At 49.4% G+C, this 17163-nt stretch carries 18 protein-coding genes; 11 read left to right on the top strand and 7 right to left on the bottom strand.

Annotated elements, in window-relative coordinates; all coding sequences use genetic code 11:
- Positions 1-3: 3 nt before the first annotated feature.
- From AXW11_RS13380 to AXW11_RS13350, 7 genes are all read right to left on the bottom strand, one after another.
- Positions 4-273, bottom strand: coding sequence for a type IV conjugative transfer system protein TraL (locus AXW11_RS13380; RefSeq protein ID WP_091643629.1), 270 nt, complete (start codon positions 271-273; stop codon positions 4-6).
- 24 nt (positions 274-297) lie between these two features.
- Positions 298-663, bottom strand: a complete 366-nt coding sequence (locus AXW11_RS13375) for a hypothetical protein (protein ID WP_220387390.1) — start codon at positions 661-663, stop codon at positions 298-300.
- Positions 664-665: 2 nt separating this feature from the next.
- Entirely contained in the window at positions 666-1367 is a 702-nt protein-coding gene (locus AXW11_RS13370; RefSeq protein ID WP_170005834.1) for a DsbC family protein, read from the bottom strand.
- A gap of 319 nt (positions 1368-1686) precedes the next feature.
- Complete coding sequence (locus tag AXW11_RS13365) at positions 1687-1998, bottom strand: hypothetical protein (protein WP_091643619.1); 312 nt, start codon at positions 1996-1998, stop codon at positions 1687-1689.
- Between the two features lie 141 nt (positions 1999-2139).
- Positions 2140-2451: a hypothetical protein gene (locus tag AXW11_RS13360; protein ID WP_091643616.1), complete on the bottom strand. Its 312-nt coding sequence runs from the start codon at positions 2449-2451 to the stop codon at positions 2140-2142.
- Between the two features lie 178 nt (positions 2452-2629).
- Positions 2630-5650: an ATP-binding protein gene (locus AXW11_RS13355; RefSeq protein ID WP_177190647.1), complete on the bottom strand. Its 3021-nt coding sequence runs from the start codon at positions 5648-5650 to the stop codon at positions 2630-2632.
- Positions 5628-6530, bottom strand: coding sequence for an alpha/beta fold hydrolase (locus AXW11_RS13350; RefSeq protein WP_091643611.1), 903 nt, complete (start codon positions 6528-6530; stop codon positions 5628-5630). The genes AXW11_RS13355 and AXW11_RS13350 overlap by 23 nt, the downstream gene beginning before the upstream one ends.
- Before the next feature lie 140 nt (positions 6531-6670).
- Between AXW11_RS13350 and AXW11_RS13345 the strand changes: the two genes are divergently transcribed.
- From AXW11_RS13345 to AXW11_RS13295, 11 genes are all read left to right on the top strand, one after another.
- Entirely contained in the window at positions 6671-7060 is a 390-nt protein-coding gene (locus tag AXW11_RS13345) for a hypothetical protein (RefSeq protein ID WP_143071168.1), read from the top strand.
- Positions 7057-8037, top strand: a complete 981-nt coding sequence (locus tag AXW11_RS13340) for a response regulator (RefSeq protein WP_091643606.1) — start codon at positions 7057-7059, stop codon at positions 8035-8037. Before AXW11_RS13345 ends, AXW11_RS13340 begins: the two co-directional genes overlap by 4 nt.
- A complete protein-coding gene (locus tag AXW11_RS13335) occupies positions 8025-8627 on the top strand; it encodes a helix-turn-helix transcriptional regulator (RefSeq protein ID WP_091643602.1) in 603 nt (200 codons plus the stop codon). Before AXW11_RS13340 ends, AXW11_RS13335 begins: the two co-directional genes overlap by 13 nt.
- Positions 8628-8730: 103 nt before the next feature.
- Entirely contained in the window at positions 8731-9114 is a 384-nt protein-coding gene (locus tag AXW11_RS13330) for a hypothetical protein (RefSeq protein ID WP_091643599.1), read from the top strand.
- 155 nt (positions 9115-9269) lie between these two features.
- Positions 9270-9593, top strand: a complete 324-nt coding sequence (locus AXW11_RS13325; protein ID WP_158254302.1) for a HigA family addiction module antitoxin — start codon at positions 9270-9272, stop codon at positions 9591-9593.
- A 224-nt stretch (positions 9594-9817) separates the two neighbouring features.
- Entirely contained in the window at positions 9818-11068 is a 1251-nt protein-coding gene (locus AXW11_RS13320) for a replication initiation protein (RefSeq protein WP_091643594.1), read from the top strand.
- Positions 11069-11318: 250 nt separating this feature from the next.
- Positions 11319-11705, top strand: coding sequence for a type II toxin-antitoxin system TacA family antitoxin (locus AXW11_RS13315; RefSeq protein WP_228210970.1), 387 nt, complete (start codon positions 11319-11321; stop codon positions 11703-11705).
- Complete coding sequence (locus AXW11_RS13310) at positions 11662-12342, top strand: antitoxin Xre/MbcA/ParS toxin-binding domain-containing protein (RefSeq protein ID WP_143071167.1); 681 nt, start codon at positions 11662-11664, stop codon at positions 12340-12342. The genes AXW11_RS13315 and AXW11_RS13310 overlap by 44 nt, the downstream gene beginning before the upstream one ends.
- A gap of 698 nt (positions 12343-13040) precedes the next feature.
- Positions 13041-13547 (top strand): hypothetical protein, encoded by a 507-nt coding sequence (locus AXW11_RS13305; RefSeq protein WP_091643586.1) that lies wholly within the window; start codon positions 13041-13043, stop codon positions 13545-13547.
- Between the two features lie 172 nt (positions 13548-13719).
- Positions 13720-15330 (top strand): hypothetical protein, encoded by a 1611-nt coding sequence (locus tag AXW11_RS13300; protein WP_220387389.1) that lies wholly within the window; start codon positions 13720-13722, stop codon positions 15328-15330.
- Positions 15327-17024, top strand: coding sequence for a hypothetical protein (locus AXW11_RS13295; protein ID WP_091643581.1), 1698 nt, complete (start codon positions 15327-15329; stop codon positions 17022-17024). The genes AXW11_RS13300 and AXW11_RS13295 overlap by 4 nt, the downstream gene beginning before the upstream one ends.
- The last annotated feature ends 139 nt before the right edge of the window (positions 17025-17163 follow it).

Below are 17163 nucleotides of genomic sequence, written 5' to 3'. Positions count from 1 at the left end.
GGGTCACTCGTGAAATTTGGTGGCAGTGGGAACGGGATAGCCTTTGAGTTCAAAGAACCCGTTGGCATAGGCCAGATGGCTGAACCAGCCTCGGGCGCGTTTTCGTTTCATAGGAATAAGGAGGGCCGGACCAATGAACAGCGTTATCCAGGCGAGGCCACCAAAGATGGCGGCGCCAAGATAAAAAATCACGATGATCGCCATTTCATGCGCGTCAAACCAAAGGACTTGAAGCGGCTGATGAAGGTAAATCGGTAGTCGTGATTCGTTCATGGTCGGCCTCCGGTCATTGCTCGCTTAGATGATCATGCCAAGCGAAGTTGTGATGCTGTCAGCCTTGATCATGGCGGTACCGCCCAGAACGCCACCGGCAGCAAGCATCCAGTTCTTGGTGATCTGGACTGCTGAAAGAACAATCGCAGCCAGGCCGCCGACGAACCCGACAGGGCCTTTCAGCATGTCGTTTACAGCCACGTCGTACAGGTCAAATGCGAAGGTACCGGCAGCTGGAGCTGTGATTGCGCTGGCAGTCATCGAACCCAGCACGAGCATGGGTACGGCAGCTACCGGGGCAGCGGAGCGGAATGAGCCAAAACGGGCTTTGGCAATGGCGCTCAGGCGAGACAGTTCTGCGTGAGCAGTTTGAGAAGCACACACTTTCATTTTTAACTCTCCTTGGTTTTGTTGGCGAGGTAATTGGCGATTACCTCTTTCCTAAAGCCCGTCACAGGGCTCCCATCGAGGATCAGTGTCGGTGTTCCTTGAACTCGCCACTGACTCGATACGTTGGCGTGAACCTGAAGCTGCTCAGCACCGGTGTCACAGGTCGCTGTAGGCTTGATTCGACGCAAATAGATGTCATCAAAGGCAGCGGCTTTGTCTTCCGAACACAGGATGTGTTGGGCTTTGGCCGGTGCGGTTTGAGGATGAATCGCTGTCATGAAGAAAATCACGCGCTTAACTGGTACTGCCGAATCGCGTATGAATTCGTCGTAGCGAAGGCAATAGGGGCAATCCGGGTCTGTGAACTCGATAATGGGAACGCCGTTCTCGGGGCCAAGAACGAGCGCCTGGTCATAAGGGAGGTCTTCAAGCCGGAGGCGGTTTGCTCGCGCAATGGCTTCTGCAGTTAGCGATTGACCTTCAAGGTCATAAATCTCCCCGAACACCAGAGCATTATTTTCCGCCGAGAAGTAAATCACCTGGGCTCCGCTCAACGTCACCTCGTAAAGGCCATCGATAGGGCCAGGCCTGACATCGTGGATCTTAGAATTGGTGAACTTTGCAGCCAGGGTGTTCTTAACCTCTTCGATGGTCGTTGCATGGGCTGTGATTGAGAGCGCAATCAGAAGGATTGCCGAGATCATTCGAGAGCATTTCATTTGGAAGACTTCCGTGATTGAGGTTTGGTCAGCTCCTGCAAGAGCCGAGGATCGATATGAACACCGCGCGCGATTTTTTCTAACTTGGGCTTGGGGAGGCGAGCATGGTCCAGAATGACCCAAGTGCCTTCATCGAAAACCACTTCGCTTTTGGGCTTGCTGGCCAGAGCGGGGGTGGTAATCCCGCTCAGGAGTGCGGCCGCTAGTAATATAGAGTTAGTCGTTTTCATATAATCTGTGCAACCTACAGGCGGTGACTTACACAGATGGAGTATATGATAGGTTTATACGCTCGTATATAGTTTTATATGATTTTTTTCGACTTCTTCGCGAGGTACTTCACCAGGGAGGTGTAAATGACGCGGTTTTGCGGCTGACTGTCTTCTTCGGCTCGGGTTTTCACTTCCATGACGATAGGGTTCGGCAACCAAATGCTGATATAGACGCCGTCGCGGGGAGAGGCAAGGTATTCAGGGTCGTTTGATGCGAGAAACCAACTCACGGCATCGCGGTAGAGTTGCTTTAAAAAAATCCCTTCTTGAGCAGCATAGGATTTCAACGCAGATCGAGTGTCTTCACCCAACTTTAGTTGCTTGAGAGTCTCATGCGTGTCCAATGGTGTCGCTTCCTGGTGAGTTGATGGGCACCGTCCATGGCGTGCCGCGACGGATCAACAGGAATTATATAGCATTATATGAAAATGTCTAAAATAAAATGTTACTTTGCGAGACTATCGAGGAAATTGACATTTTGGGAGCTATTCGAAAAAGCGAACCAGGGCAGTGTATTCGACCCGGTTTACAGGCACGTCGTCTTGCTCTGCCGCCGATTGTACTTCGGCAAGTATAGAGTCCCGTAGCCAAAAGGATCTGGATTTGCCCTCGCGCGGGGAGGCAAGGTACTGGATCTTCTTGATTTTTCTGTCCGCGATTAGTTTCTCCATTGCTTCATCGAACACTTCTTGCATTAAAACGTCATCTTGCACGGCCTTCATTTTGATTGCTCTGTGAAGGTCATCTGGCATTTTTACTTGTTGAAGGGTTCTCTCAGCTTTTTTCGCGGTCGTCATCTACTGCCTCACTGTTTGCACACCGGCGTGGCAATCATGGCGGCGTCCGGTGCTGCAACTGGTTAGAGAATTCAATCCAATCAATTACGATTGAATTTATAGTTGTGTACGAAACCAATTAATTTTATATGAATTAATCCGTTTGCGATATACAACCCAGCGCCAAAGGGCATGCAGGCTAGATGGTCTCAGGTAATGCAGTAAGTAGCGGGGATGGCTGGCTCTGATGTGCGAGAGGCAGCGTTATTTTAAAGGTGGCCCCATGGTCAGTGGGTTCCAGAACGATAAGCCCACCCATTTTATCGATTAGCGTCTTGCAAATAGATAGGCCGAGGCCGAGGCCGCTTGATTTGTTGGAGTGGATGAAGGGCTCAAAGATTTGTGAGCCAAGATGTGCAGGGACACCTGGGCCATTGTCGGAAACTGAGAGGGTTACAAATCGTCCTTCTTCATCAATTGCCCCCTGGATATCGATGCGGGGGTCAGCCACTGGTTTCTCCAAAATGGCGTAAAGGGCATTATCGATCAGATTCCCGAGAACATGCATAAGCGCGGAGTCAGACGCCACAACCTCTACTTCGACGTCCCTCACAGAGAGCGTCACCTGGCTCATACGATCTGCGTTCAGTTTTGCTGCCCGCGCAATTACCTCCACCAATGATATCGGTCTCAGCTCTAAAGATGGCGTTGCGGTAGGGGCAAGGAAATCTCTAAGCTCGCGCACCATTAGCTGAATGCGTTGAAGCCCCTCTGTGGCGTCGGCCAAAGCTTCAACCCGCACGGCATCGTCACTGTGGTTAGCGGCTACACGCGCAGCAGACAGGGCGTAATTCAGAGGGTTCCCAATTTCATGGATGAGTGCGCCGGCAAAGTGGTTGAGTGTTCTCCAGCGCTCTGAGTGGATTAGTTGAGCCTCACTGGCTTTGAGTTCGCAGATTGCCTTTTCGAGTTCGCTGTTTTTGCTTTCCAGCAGCCTTTCGAGGCGAGTGCGTTGCACTAAATTGAAAACTCGCGTGGTGAGTTCTGGGCCAGAAAACGGCTTTGATAAAAAGTCATCAACGCCAAGCTTTAGAGCCTGCTCTTTAACATTGCTCTTTGTGTTCGCTGTGAGAAGTATTACGGGAATTGATCGCAGCTCGTTGCTTGCTTTCAACTCTGTAAGTATGTCGATGCCATCTTTGTCTGGCAGCATGTGGTCGAGAAGCACAGCCGAGGGTTGGCATTCACGTATGGTTTCAACCGCGGATCCCCCGTCGGCAACACGAATAATGTCGTAGCTGCTTTGGAAGAGGTCTACTAGGACTGCAGCGATGTCGTCCTCATCATCAACGATTACGAGTTTCGAGCGGGCGATGACGCCTCTATCCGAACTTTTCATGAGGTCGGCAAGCGATTTACGGAGAGCGATTGCATCAAACGGCTTTCCTAGAAATGCATCGGATCCCGCATCGATCGCCGCCTGTTTTGTCAGTGGATCGTTTTTAGCGGTCAGCATAATGATCGGGACTGTTTGGCCATTCGGCTGGCGCCTGCACCAGGCGACAAACTCCGCACCACTCATTCCAGGAAGCATCTGATCACTGATCACGCAGCTTGGCCTGGTCTGCTCAAACAGCTTCTGGCCCTCGTAGGCGTCAACGGCGATCTGTACCTCGAATTCCGACGCCAACACTGTTCTGATATAGGCGGCCATATCTGGCTCATCATCAACAACGAGACACAATGGCTTATTGCCGGCGCTCACGGCAGATCGTTGTTCGAAGCTGTAGAGACAGTCAACTTCTGCACTTCGGAAGAGGTCAACTCTTTCATCCTCTGTCGAGAAGGTTTCATCGATTAACTGGTTTGTAATAGGGAAGGAGACAGTAAACGTCGCTCCAAAATTGGGTTTGCTGGAAACATCGATGCTTCCGCCATGGGCTGAGACGATCTCTCTAACGAGGGCCAATCCTATGCCTGTTCCGTGGTACCGGCGGGTCTGCGATCCGTCGGCTTGACGGTATCTCTCGAAAATTACTTTGTGGTCTTTCGGGTCAATGCCAATGCCATTATCTTTCACGGTAAGCACCGCCTTGCTCCCTTGCCTGACCAGGGACACGCTGACTTCTCCGTTTTTTGCTGGCGAAAACTTGTAGGCGTTCTGTATGAGGTTAAAGCAGACACGCTCCAGCTGCATTTCACTGCCCATCACGGGAATGACCTCATCACCAATGTTTACTTGGAGTTTCCGCCCACTTTGAGAGTGGAATAGAGCCGAGAGTTGGTCCGCCGTGGATTTAACGACGCGATCAAAGGCTAGTGGTGAGAGTTTCGCGTGCTTTTTGCCGGACTCAAAGCTCATCACTTCAAGAACATCATTCACCAGCTTAATCAATCGGGAGCCATTTCTGACGATTCGCTCGATAACCTCGCGGGAATGCTCGGACAGTTGGTTGCCCTCGTTTTCCAGCAGGTGTTTAGCAGGACCAACGATGACTGTAAGGGGCGTGCGGAGCTCGTGGGAGACGTTAGCAAGGAATTCTGATTTCAGGCGATCCATTTCCTTCAGCTCGGAATTCTTCCGCTGAATTTCCTGCTCTTGGCAAAACGTATAAAAACGCTCTCGCTCTGAAAAGTAAGCAGCAATGTTGGCAACTACACCGGTGAGAAATATGAAGTAAGAGTTATTAATCACGATGCGCCAAGCACCGTCAGGGATTCCGGAGGCTGCGCTTACAGCCAAATAGCTTGCAAGGGTTAAACAGGTGTAGAACAGCGCTTCTTTGAATGAGAGCCCCAACATAAATCCGATGCCGAGCAACACAAGATTGATGCCGGCATAGTAGGTCGAAGTCGCTCCATCAGTCTGATAGATAATGATCACTACCGTTAAAATAACCGATGAAGTGAAGGCTGTTGTGACCAGGAATAGATAGGGCTTCACGGATGGCAAGGTGGTAATGCAGTACATCGCCATAAGAAAAGCGACTTCTGCGACACGCAGGAACGCAAACTGCACAAACTGCTCAGGGTAAACAACGTAATCCAGAGGGATGCCGAGAGTTACGATCACAATCGAGATCAGGCAGCCAATTCGATTGAGGTAAGCTCGATCAGCCAGGTTTTTCTGTTTATAAGCGGGGCGATAATGCTCTAAGTGAGATACATCACCGAAAGCCGGGCTGAACTGCGTGAGGCTACGCGTGAGCGACTTGAGCATTACTTTGGCCCACCCTGGCCATAAAGGATTCAATAGCGGACTGGTATTGAGGCCAGTTTTCAAACATCGGCATGTGCCCACTCCCATCAATGAGCGCCAGACTACTGTTGGGGAATAGATCTGAAAGCTCTTTAGTTCGTTCTAGGGACACATACGGGTCGCGGTTGCCACACATTACCAACACTGGACATTGAATGCTCGGAATGATGTGGCTGAGGTCCATGTTGGCCAAGTCTCTAAAATAGATGCCCATGGATACGCCGCTGATTTTCTGAAGAGCGGGGAAATAGTAGGGCAAGTAGGCTTGAAAGTCGGGTCGATTGATGACGCTTTTGGGCTCTGCCAGTACATCACCAATGAACAGTTTGTGAACGCCCAAAGTTAGGGAGCTGACCCGCAACGTTGGTGAAATCAAAGCTCGGCCTAAACCGCCCAGCTTGTTTGCCATCCATTGAAAAGCAGCGTAGATGCCGCCTTCTTCCTTTCCGGTTACTGCTCCACCTATTGATACGAGACCTCGAACTCGCTCGGGCACCACGGCTGCGGCCGCTATCGCAGCATGCGCGCCTGTTGAGTGTCCTACCAGGATAAACGATGTCGTGGATCCAAGTAGCTGGTTAATTTGTTCAAGTACCGAACTGGCAAGACTCTCAGTGGACAGTTTTGATGAAGGGCTAAGTGAGGCCGATGGATAGTGACCAGGCAAACCAATGACGAAGATTGGGCGGTCGCCGAATACAGATAGATGGGAAGGCCACCAAAAATAAATAGAACAAAGAAGACCATGGATTAATACAACGGGAGTGCCTGGCGCGTTCTCATTGAATGCAAGGCATCTGAAACCATTGATCGCTATTTCCCTTGGGGGCAGAGGCGCCATATCCAAATCTTCCTTTGAAATCCTTTGCGTGTAAAATACTAGATGGCGATTGGTATTTCCGGGCACGGAGCCACAATTCGGGACAACATATCGCTGAAATGGGCACTAGTCAGCAGATTTAACTTTGCTGATGCAGAAAAATGGACGCCTTAAACCGTCCAACACCACAAGGACTGTGCGTGATTCACTGTATTTCAGGGCAACCTGATGTGATCGGTCGTCACCTCCCTGGCGACGACGTCATTTTTCACTCCTATGGCCAACCGCTACCGTCATTTCCGGTCGGCGCGATCCTTATACTGCATGAGCCGCCTTTAGCCTGGCTCAAGAACCCTGCTCAGATCCAAACTTCGACACACCGAATACTGCTCGCGGAAAACCCGTCTGCCGGTGCGATCAAGCTCGCGGTTAATCAGATCGGTGTGGTTCGAATTTCTGATTTGGCCAGCCTCTCAAAAGCCATTAAAGAGTTATTCCGAGACTCCGCGCTTATGGCGGCTCAACGTATGGTGGAGGGGCGTGCCGTATGAGCACCCCTCAGATTAGAGTGGCCTTTGTTGATGACGAACCAAGAACTTTGCGAGCTTTCCAATGGGAGTTTGGTGAGCACTTTCACATTAAGACCTTTCTTGAAGGGAGTGAGTTGCTGACCGCGCTGGACGCCGGTGAACAGTTTGACGTATTGATCAGTGATCAACGCATGCCTGGGATGACTGGCGACGAGGTTTTAAAAGAGGTTAGCAAGCGCTATCCGCCAATACGCAGGCTGGTTATGACGGCCTATGCGGATGTGGGCCCACTTCAAATTTGTGTGAATGAGGCGGGTATTGACGGATACCTTGAAAAGCCTTGGGATCCGGCCGAGGTCCGAGATTTTATAGTAAAGGCATACGGTAGACTTCTGCAGGCGCGAAGCCGAGAGCTGCGGCGTATTGCGGCGGGGAACGATCGCTGGTCATCTATTCAAAAGTCCAGGATCTCAGGCGTTGCACAAATGTGCGAGGCCTTGGGTTTCAATTCCACGGTACAAACTTCTTTTTATCAGGCCTTGGAGCTTTCTGCCTTCTTCAGGCCATTCGATTGGTCTGATTTGCTGCTGATAGATTCGTCATCTGAACAGGAGCTGATCCTCGACTTTCTTTCATCCATCGAATCTTTGATGTTGCTCGGGTCAGAGTTTAACGATCCATGCCGACGCGCGCTTTTTTACTGGTGGATGCTACTCAAAGCATGCCCAGAAGGGCAGGGAAGTAGTTTTTTCAAACAGTGCCACGCGAACGGGACGATATCTCTGTCTTTTGATGCTGGCGCCCCTTTTGGGGACAGCATTTTTGATCCGTGTGGTGATCGGGATCCTAAAACCATACGGCGAAACGCTCTTCTTCTTTTGGTTATCCAGGAGCTCCAACCGCTAGGTGGCAGCCTACTCCTGGTGCCAGACAACGCAAGGTTCAAAGGGGATCTCCTGATGGGGCCCGAATCAGGGAGGGCGACATGGGCTATGTAAGCGTCACTATCGTCTATCCCTTTCGCATACTTGCAGATGCGTTTAGCTCCAGCATCAACAAGCTACCGGACTTTTACGTTTCGAACCAAGTTGAATCGCTGGTGGAACTCTGGGAAAGCGTGGAAGAGACCGATTTAATCCTGGTGGATGCCGATCTTCTCAAACAATCTTGTTTCAGAGACATTCGGAAAATCATGGCTAGCTTTCCCGGCGTACACATAATTGTGATTGGCATAGTGTCGGCGCCTGAAGTGCTGATAATGAAAGGTTGTGCTGGTTACATTGACCTTCATCGAGGATTTGACGAGGCTCTCCACCTGATTACCAGAGTTGGCAGAGGTGCGACCGGGGGTATTTTGTCGAGCTCCAAGTCGTCCAGTGAAAGCACCTTGGATACCCTTTCACAGCGGGAAAGCCAAACCCTAAAACTGATTTGGGATGGCATGACGAATAAGGAAATATGTGACTTTTTGGGAGTGAAACAGCAAACCGTTAGTTCCTATGTGAATCGCCTCTGTGAAAAGCTCGGTGTGGAGTCACGTAACGGGATTTTTCTACTGAGCCACCGGCTGAGAGATAAAACGCTGTAGGTTTTTTAAGGCAGGATTTGCCTGTTTCTTACTACAGACACTTTACAATCCGTAACATAGACTTCTCCAGTATATACGGACATATATTGAAGGAAGCATGAAGATGATTGCACTGACGAAAGGACGCGCAGTATCAACCTCGCTGTTTGTCTGTCTTCGGGACGCGAAGACGGGCGGGTTCACCACCAATTTTTATCAAGCGGTCTCGGTGGATCCCTCGGTATCGTTTAGCACGCCTAACCGAAGTAACGACGTTCTGAATTCGATCGCACTGAATATTCTGGCAATTGCCTTTCCTGGAGAAGAGATAGAGCTCCCAGTTGGACGCTGCTCAACAATTGCTGTGAGCCTCCATCAGTTGTTCGCTGATCAAGTGCTTTCAACCATGCCAGAGGAGGGCGGAAATCTGCCCTGCGAGGTTGTCAAAGATTGGGCTCGCGAAATCAGTTTAAACACGGTGATGGAGCCAACAAAACTAAGCGCTTAGGGCCGTCATTGGGTTGCTCTTCACCGTTTTTGGGTTGCTGCGGGCCGTCATCTGGTTGTGACAAACCTTCTTTGGGTTGTTTCTCTGAGACATTCTTGCGCGGTGTATCGCGTATGGTACACTTCAGAAAGGTTGTCATCGGAGGAACCGCAATAATGAACAGCGCCGCCCCGATCCACCCCGGTATTCATCTGGGACACGAAGTTGAGCGCCATGAATTGAGCAAGCGCCAGACCGCCGAATCGCTCCAAATTGGAAGGATGACTCTTTACCGTCTGATTAAGGGTGAAGCCGATATAACCGTTGATTTGGCGTTGCGCCTGGAAGCGGGTTTCGGGGTTCCAGCGGTGAAATGGCTAGAGATGCAGGCAGATTATGATCGATGGCGAAACGAAAAGACGGGTTCGGATGTTTCCCGAATCCCTCGGTTGGTAGAGCCCGAATCCAAGCCTCAGCAGGAATTAAATATGATTTTCTAATAGGCAAAAGAAAAGGCCCGATCTGGTAAATCGGGCCTTTCAAGAAAAATGGGCACCAAGCTGCAACTTGAGTGCCTGATGTGCGAGCTCCGCGCTAAACGAAGGACCACACGAACAGCCTTCATATTAGCGCGTCATAGCTCCCTTTTGCAAGAAATAAGGGTAGAGAATGACGACAGCACCTCTCTACACGCTCTGTTTGCCCATGGAAAGGGAAATGCAGCGTGGCGACATCACCTAATAAAAGGCCTGAGAACGAGGCGTTTTCGAAGCCAGGCTCCTCTTTATTTCGTGTCTTCAACGAGGCGCCGTACCTTTGTCGATGCTCCGACAATAAAACGGCAGCTTACGTTAAGCCGCGGGCTAATGCGGTTAATTGGCCGTACATGCAGGTCAATCGCAAGAACGTCGTGTCCTGGCTGGTTTTCGATCTAGACCATGATAATCCGATGATTTGGGAGGACGCAGCATTGCCGCCCCCGAATCTGATCGTGCGAAACCCAAAAACCAGCAGTGCCCACCTCTACTACGCGATCACTCCGGTTCTTTCCGGCCCAGGAGCTCGACAGAAGCCGGTTGATTTCATGAAAGCGGTGTATCGCTCCTTGGCACAGAAGTTACGGGCGGATCTCGCATACAGCGGTCCTGTGGCAAAGACGCCAGGCCACCCTTGGTGGGAGACTACTGAGCTTCATAATTTCGAATATTCGCTTGGCGAGCTGCAGCCAGCGAGCGAGCTTGAATATGAGCCGCCCTGGCGAGGTGTTCCAGACCTGGAAACCGTCAGCCATTCTCGACATTGCACGTTGTTCGAACAGGTTCGATTTTATGCCTACGCGATCGTGCGGCAGGAACGCGAACAGGGCTCTGAAAGCTCTTTTATAAAGAGGGTAGAGCAGTACGCACGGAGCAAAAATCGGTTTTCCGGGCGTCACTACAAATCGAGCAAGCTTCGCCAGAGCCAGGTTCGTGCGACGGTAAAGTCAATTACTCGCTGGACCTGGTCAAAGTATTACGGCGCCGCCGATTGCGCTCGTGGCACCATGCTGTTAGACCGCGCAATGCCGCTTCCAGAAAAGCAGCGTTTAGCAGCCAGGTACACGCACAAAGAGCGCGTCAAGAAAACCGAGGAGAAGATTCGCACAGCCGTCACCAATCTCGAAGCTCAGGGAGTTGCACTGACACAGAAGGCAGTTGCAGAAGCTTCAGGACTTTCCCGCCAAACCGTTGCAAAACACAAACACCTACTCACGCCCACCGGCCGCAATGTTGTCGATTTTCTCTCGGAAAAGCAGCGGCTCAACGCCAACAAATCTAATGTTAAAAATGCTGTCTATCAGATAGCTGCTCGGCTTTCGGTTCCTTTGCTTTTTGATCGTGGTTGTTACCTAGTGCCGTCGCGGATTCTTACAATCGAACCTGCTTTAGTAAGTGTGTCTGAAGGGGACAACGGTATGGGCTTGGACACCAGTTAGGTTGTGTTCACGTGGACGGGGCATGTCCAACACCGTTTTACCATTGTGTTAGAAAGTGGGGTAGAAGGGTGTTGTTGCCTGACTTGGTTTCGATTCGGCGCTGCTATGAGAACTGGAACCTGCCTGGTGTGTGTTACAGGCTGAGGAGCGCGGTCTATCCTTCAAACAATAAATGGCTTCTTGCTCTGTACGGTAATTATCCGTACAATTCATGTGTGTCTTTCAAAGGCACGGGAGAAAGAGAGAAATATTGTCTAACACAACAACGGGAGATGCTGAGGAAAACTCTTTTACAGAGCAATTCCCAGCAGATGGAAAAATGCAGCATAAAGTCGCAAGGCTGGACCTACGATTGGATCCAGACATCAAGAACCTTGCGGCGCGGGCTTCTGCTTTAGTGGGCTCGAAAACTTTGAGCGATTTTGTAGTGCAAGCAATTCGCGAAAAAGCCAGTCGAGCAATCGAGGAAGCAGAAGTTGTGCGGTTGAACAGCGAGGCCTTTGCTGCCTTTAAGGCGACATGCGAGTCACCAGAGACAGCAAATGAAGCGTTGTCAGCAGCCATGCGCCGCCGACATAAACGGAAACAGGAAAGTGCTTTTTATAGAAGAACTGAACAAGAAACTTCACGACCGTAAAGCGTTTGATTGTGGGCTTGCTGACGTCAATGAATTCCTGAAAAAGCGGGCGAGTCGGCAAGCCCAGCAATCCATCAATCGAACCTGGGTGGCACTCGATGATGAAATGGTGGATCGCCATCCAGCGCCAATAGTTGGGTTTTACACTCTAACCAGTTGTACGGTGGCTCATACAGACATCCAGGGGAACTACCCCCACTATCCATTACCCGCTTTTAAGTTAGCCTGGTTCGGTGTTCATAATGAATATCAGGGCACGCCAATGCGCGTTGGTGAAGAACTGCTAGTGGAGGCACTGCTTCAGTCCTGGGAGCTTTTTACCCACACTCAGCTAGGTGTTGCCGTAGTCGTTGACCCGTTAACCCAGAAAAGTGAAGACTTTTTCCGGAAATATGATTTTCAGGAAATTGGGCGCTCGTTCCATGGTCAAGAAACTCTCTATTTGCCGATGAGAAAAATCCGGCAGATGATTGAAGCGGATCTGCTCCTGGGGGCTGAGGAAAAATTCGGCTCCAGAACGAAAGCTGAGCGTTGGTTTGATACACCTGATTCACTGTTCGGTGGCCTGTCGCCCCGAAAGATGATTGATGTCGTCGGTGGCGTCGGCATTCTGGAAGATGCGATCTATGAGAGCTGAAGGCGGCGCCTCAGCTCTGATTCTTATTTACAGATCAGTTTCAGCTTCCAGAGCTGTTTTTACGCTATCGGGGGAAATGACATGCTCAGCGTCTGGATCAAGTTTCGAAACCAGGTTGTGTACCAGTTTCCCCCCCCCTCTTGGCCACGTGATCTCCTGTGTCACAGACGACATGGCCCGTGTACCAGCCAGCGATAGCAGTTGCCAGAGCCATTGAGCCAGTACCTTTCGTGCAGGCCGCCGTCGTATTGAAAAAGGTCGTAACGAGTCGGAAGTTGTTCGATTGGGCCTTGGTACTTTCTCGATTCCCGACAAAGTTCTTTAAAACAGTAAGTTAGATCTGCTGAACCCATGCCTGGTTCAGTCTGCCTGCAACTGTCCGGTTTTTAAACAAAAGCGAACATTCAGATTTGGTTCTCAGTGTCTATTTGCGAGCTTTCCTGACTTGCGGAGATCGACGACAGTTGTCAACAAACTTCGTCGACGGAACTTTACAGGGCTTACAAGTCATATGAAATTTATGAAATAGTGGAACAAGGCGATCTTGGATAAGCGAATCAGGAAAAAGAAAAGCGGTATTTTTTTGACTCAGAATCAGGCTTCACGCCAAAGTATAGGATACAAGTAATGATCGCGTAAGGCGGACGCCCCTGACGAGAGCCGCTTCACTTTGCATTATGCGGAAGTAGAGAGCAGAAATGAGAAGAGAGATTAACTCTGCGGAGCTGGGCTTTTTCTATAGAGCTACGGGTGAGGCTATCTGGCAACTGCAATATGTCGAAGATTCTCTCTGCAAGTTCTACATTATTATCTGCATTCACTTTGGTTGCGATGGGATCACCAGAGAAAATGCCGAAATGAACCAGAAAAAAGTTAGTCGGAAAACCTTGGGCCAGCTTATCGGTTTGCTGGAGCGAACTGGGCGTGTCCAAAACTCAATGCTCTCCGATCTCAAAGAATTCAACTCGTTAAGAAAATGGGTTGTTCATAATTCGATGAGGGAGAATGGACAGGATTTGTATACAGATCATGGCAGGGACGAGTTTGCTAAAAAATTACTAGTTTTCCGTAATATGGCCAAATCGATTCACAATGGCATTTCGGATAGTTTGATGCATTTGGTCACGACGGCCGGACACGCAACCGAAGAACAAATCATTCGAAAGGCCAACTCTGAAATAGACAGGTTGAAAGGAAAAGCATAAGCAAAACGTTATGCTATCCCGTTGCCCACGAAGAGTAGACGACTAAAGTGATTGATTAGTGACAACCCTATCCGCTATCCACAAGCTACTGGAAGATGCTGGTCATCGTGGTGAGTTGATCTCTTGTATTCTTTCCTTTGAGAGTCGTATTCGTAGGCGGGAATGCGGCCCTATGTTATGCAAACTTCATAATTCAGGAAAAATATCGCTGGTTTCAGATGACACTCTGGCCGCTATTGAGGCCCTCTCTCACAATGATTATTGGTCGATTGTACATGTGTTTGACCAGGCGATCCCCGAACTAGATTGTTCGTATCAAGAGATACTGAACTTGGTCCACACCCTTGTAAGTAAAGCGGGATCAGACGGCGCAGCAGGCTTACCAAATACTTCACTGGTTAGATGGTGTGAAACTAATCCTGAAAAGGCCAAGCTGATCGTCGAGGAGGCTAAATCTTGCGACGAATTGTGTCTTTCACATTGTGTATTTGCAATCCAAGGCCTTGGGAGCACAGCGCTTGCTTTCGAGTTGCTGGAGCACCCAAACAAAAGCGTTGTCGCGGTGGGGCTGGGTGCTCTTGGGAGGCTTGATATAGACAACGAAGTAGTTGCAAAGCGCGTCATAGACGAATGCTGCCAAGCCATAAAACTGAATTTCGATCAAAACGTCAGGTCTTCCGCTATCGAAACCGCTTTCATAACATGGGAAAAGCTTGATCCGGCGGAATCATACCGGCAACAAGAGTTCCTTGAAGCTGTTATCAATGCAAACGAGGGTGACGAGTTAGTTCAGATATCAGCTGCTCTGTTTTATCACCCAAAAGGCTTGGCAGCAGAGAGCATTGATCAAATTTTGGGGGCTCTCGCTGGAGAGGTTTCGAATCCCCGTGCAATCCTTCATTGGCTGGATCACGTTTTACATTCCAAGAGAAGAGACTGCGATCTTGCTAAAGTAATAGATATCCTCGCTGCGCAAATCCCGAAGCTGGAGGAATCAATTGAGCCGAACATGCTTTACAACTTTTCTCAATGGATTTGGGAGGATCCAGGCAATTCGGCTCAGCTTTTTTCCAGTTGGCTTAATAGTGGTCAGTATGAGTTATGCGCATTTCTCGCGAGTATGGTTGGAGAAGGCGGCAAGAAAAACACAACTGTTGACATTCCTAGTGCGATTTTACCGAGTGAATTGGTCGATCAGCTTTTCATGGCACGGAAGTGCGTTGGTTTTCTATGGTTTCATGAGGTAACAGCCGCCTCAATTCTATTGAGTATCGTGAGAAACGGAAAAAAGACCGCGCGAGAAGAGGCAGAGAAACTATTATATGACCCGCTATTGCTTAGCTACAGTGGTGATCTTCGAGATTTCCTTGAAGAACAGGTGAAAAACCCATCACAGCGGGTCTCTGACTGCATTGCGCGCCTCATAAAACGTCATGACGCTTATCTTGCGGGTCTTGAACAAACAGAACACCTGGTCGAATTTCTTCCTACAATTGCGCAGCGCCGTGCCGCAGCGATGAAGGATCGTGAGCGCAATAAGGATATCCAAAAACAAGCACACAGGATGTCAATATTCTCCCAATTGATTTCCCACCAAACGCTTCTTTACGGCAAGAAAACGCTTTCCATAATTCAGGGAGAAGGAGGAAAGAAACTTCCCAACATAACGCCATTATCAGAGATCTCTTACAGCGCTGAATTACCCAGGCTTTCCGTAATCGACCCTGTAGGTTTTCAGGAAATGCTCATGGCTTTCCGAGTTGAGCGAAAGGTTTCGCAATGAAGATAATTTTGAAAGAGTACCTCGCGTCGCTTAGGGAGCGCGGCGATTTAGATAAATCGGTTTTGCCCAATTTACTTTCTGAAATTGGACTGCGCGTACTGAATACGCCAATGATAGGGACGAGGCAGAACGGTGTAGATATAGCAGCGGTTGGAAAGATAAAAGGCGAGGATAAACAGAGATATCTATATCTATTCTGTATCAAAGCGGGAAACATTTCGCGTAGCGATTGGTCAACTGGAATTCAGGCTGTCCGTCCAGAACTGGATGAGATCAGAGACGTTTATCTAAGGAGCAACATAGCGCGAGAGTACGCAGACCTTCCGATCAAGATTTGCCTGTGCTGCGGAGGAGAGCTGGAGGAAACAGCTCTTATGAATTGGGCGGGATACACTGATCGGTACACGACGGAAAAAGTCAGCTACGAAGAGTGGAATGGAGATCGACTAGCTGACCTCATGATGCGATCTCTCCTAGCCCGTGAGCTTTTGGATGAGGACCCGAGGCGGAACTTTCAAAAGGCTGTGGCAATGGTCAATGAACCTAATGCTTGTTACGAGTACGCGCGCGCCTTTCTCGGAAATCTCCTGTCAGAAGAGCATTGCACTGACAAAGACCAACTTCTCAGGTTACGCCAATCCTTTATCTGTTTGCACGCAGTGATAGCTTGGGCGATTGAGGCTGAAAACCTGGAGAGCACTTACAAGGTTTCCGAGCTTGGCATGCTGTTTTGCTGGAATACAATTCGAAAGAGAAAACAAAAGAAAAGGCCGACTAAGCATGACGAGTCCTTGATGTTCGTTTTGGATCAGTTCCTGAAACTGTACCTCACAGCATCGGAGATGTACTTTCAGAAAACGGCATACACCCATGGTCGGACACCGCACGCACTATCTGTAGCTGTGCGATCAAGGGAGTCTGTTGATGTTAATCTGGCGATGTTTGAACTCTTGGGTAGATTGGCAATGCGCGGTATTTGGACCGATCTTTTCTCTAGGGGTTTACCGGAGGCCGACCCGGATTTTTCGAAATCTTTAGCAGAGAGCACTAAACACACGCTGGATACGATGGTGTCCGTTATCAATTCTAATCCGACTCTCAGTTCGCCAATTCGAGATGATCACATGATTGAGATTGCATTAGTCATGTATCTTGCTCAGCTAACCCAGTCAGAGTCTCGTTTCCTACCTTGGCTAAAATCCATCTCCTACCGAACAACTTTTGCTCTTATCATAAACTCCCAGTATCCAACATGTCTGAGGGACTATGCCGACCTTCTGGCACACCCAGAAAATTCAGATCAATCGTACCTTGATGAAGCATGTGTGGGGAGTATTTTATATCCCTATGTCTATTTCTGGATGCAGTACATGGCCAATGAGAAAGAGACAACGGAGTTCACAGAACGGCTAAAGAAAAAGATACCGAACTGCACCCATCAGGCATGGTTTCCGGATGAAGACTCTGATGATCTTATTTGGTGTGGCGAGACATATCATGGAATTTGTGTGACCGATGTGTCACCTCATGATGGCCATGAAGCATTGGTGGATACACTAAATAAAGCTATTGAGACTTGTACGGCGATAAGTGAAATTAGCGCAATTAAGGCTGGCCTAGTCCCCTTGTTTTTGACTGCGTGTAGACACTACCGATTGCCCATACCTCCAAATTTTTGGCTTTTAGAAAGGTAGGAAAAAGGAACGATGCTTCGTTGGCCCGGTTTAATGCCTGGGCATTTCAAAAGCTTTCCTGTTAGCCAAGATATACATAAATGCGAAACAAGGTGCTGCATACCGATCAATTACTCGCTGCGCTCATAATGATGGTGAT

Source organism: Marinobacter sp. Hex_13 (genome assembly GCF_001566815.1).
In the GTDB taxonomy this organism is placed as follows: domain Bacteria; phylum Pseudomonadota; class Gammaproteobacteria; order Pseudomonadales; family Oleiphilaceae; genus Marinobacter; species Marinobacter salarius.
This window is presented reverse-complemented; position numbering and strand designations above follow the sequence as displayed.

What these genes read in the sequence shown, in the direction of transcription:
- AXW11_RS13350 (WP_091643611.1), bottom strand. Translation starts at nt 6,530, where the DNA reads ATGGCGCCTCTGCCCCCAAGGGAAATAGCGATCAATGGTTTCAGATGC.
- AXW11_RS13345 (WP_143071168.1), top strand. Translation starts at nt 6,671, where the DNA reads ATGGACGCCTTAAACCGTCCAACACCACAAGGACTGTGCGTGATTCAC.
- AXW11_RS13325 (WP_158254302.1), top strand. Translation starts at nt 9,270, where the DNA reads ATGAACAGCGCCGCCCCGATCCACCCCGGTATTCATCTGGGACACGAA.
- AXW11_RS13295 (WP_091643581.1), top strand. Translation starts at nt 15,327, where the DNA reads ATGAAGATAATTTTGAAAGAGTACCTCGCGTCGCTTAGGGAGCGCGGC.
- AXW11_RS13335 (WP_091643602.1), top strand. Translation starts at nt 8,025, where the DNA reads ATGGGCTATGTAAGCGTCACTATCGTCTATCCCTTTCGCATACTTGCA.
- AXW11_RS13355 (WP_177190647.1), bottom strand. Translation starts at nt 5,650, where the DNA reads ATGCTCAAGTCGCTCACGCGTAGCCTCACGCAGTTCAGCCCGGCTTTC.
- AXW11_RS13305 (WP_091643586.1), top strand. Translation starts at nt 13,041, where the DNA reads ATGAGAAGAGAGATTAACTCTGCGGAGCTGGGCTTTTTCTATAGAGCT.
- AXW11_RS13340 (WP_091643606.1), top strand. Translation starts at nt 7,057, where the DNA reads ATGAGCACCCCTCAGATTAGAGTGGCCTTTGTTGATGACGAACCAAGA.
- AXW11_RS13300 (WP_220387389.1), top strand. Translation starts at nt 13,720, where the DNA reads ATGTTATGCAAACTTCATAATTCAGGAAAAATATCGCTGGTTTCAGAT.
- AXW11_RS13380 (WP_091643629.1), bottom strand. Translation starts at nt 273, where the DNA reads ATGAACGAATCACGACTACCGATTTACCTTCATCAGCCGCTTCAAGTC.
- AXW11_RS13360 (WP_091643616.1), bottom strand. Translation starts at nt 2,451, where the DNA reads ATGACGACCGCGAAAAAAGCTGAGAGAACCCTTCAACAAGTAAAAATG.
- AXW11_RS13330 (WP_091643599.1), top strand. Translation starts at nt 8,731, where the DNA reads ATGATTGCACTGACGAAAGGACGCGCAGTATCAACCTCGCTGTTTGTC.
- AXW11_RS13375 (WP_220387390.1), bottom strand. Translation starts at nt 663, where the DNA reads ATGAAAGTGTGTGCTTCTCAAACTGCTCACGCAGAACTGTCTCGCCTG.
- AXW11_RS13370 (WP_170005834.1), bottom strand. Translation starts at nt 1,367, where the DNA reads ATGATCTCGGCAATCCTTCTGATTGCGCTCTCAATCACAGCCCATGCA.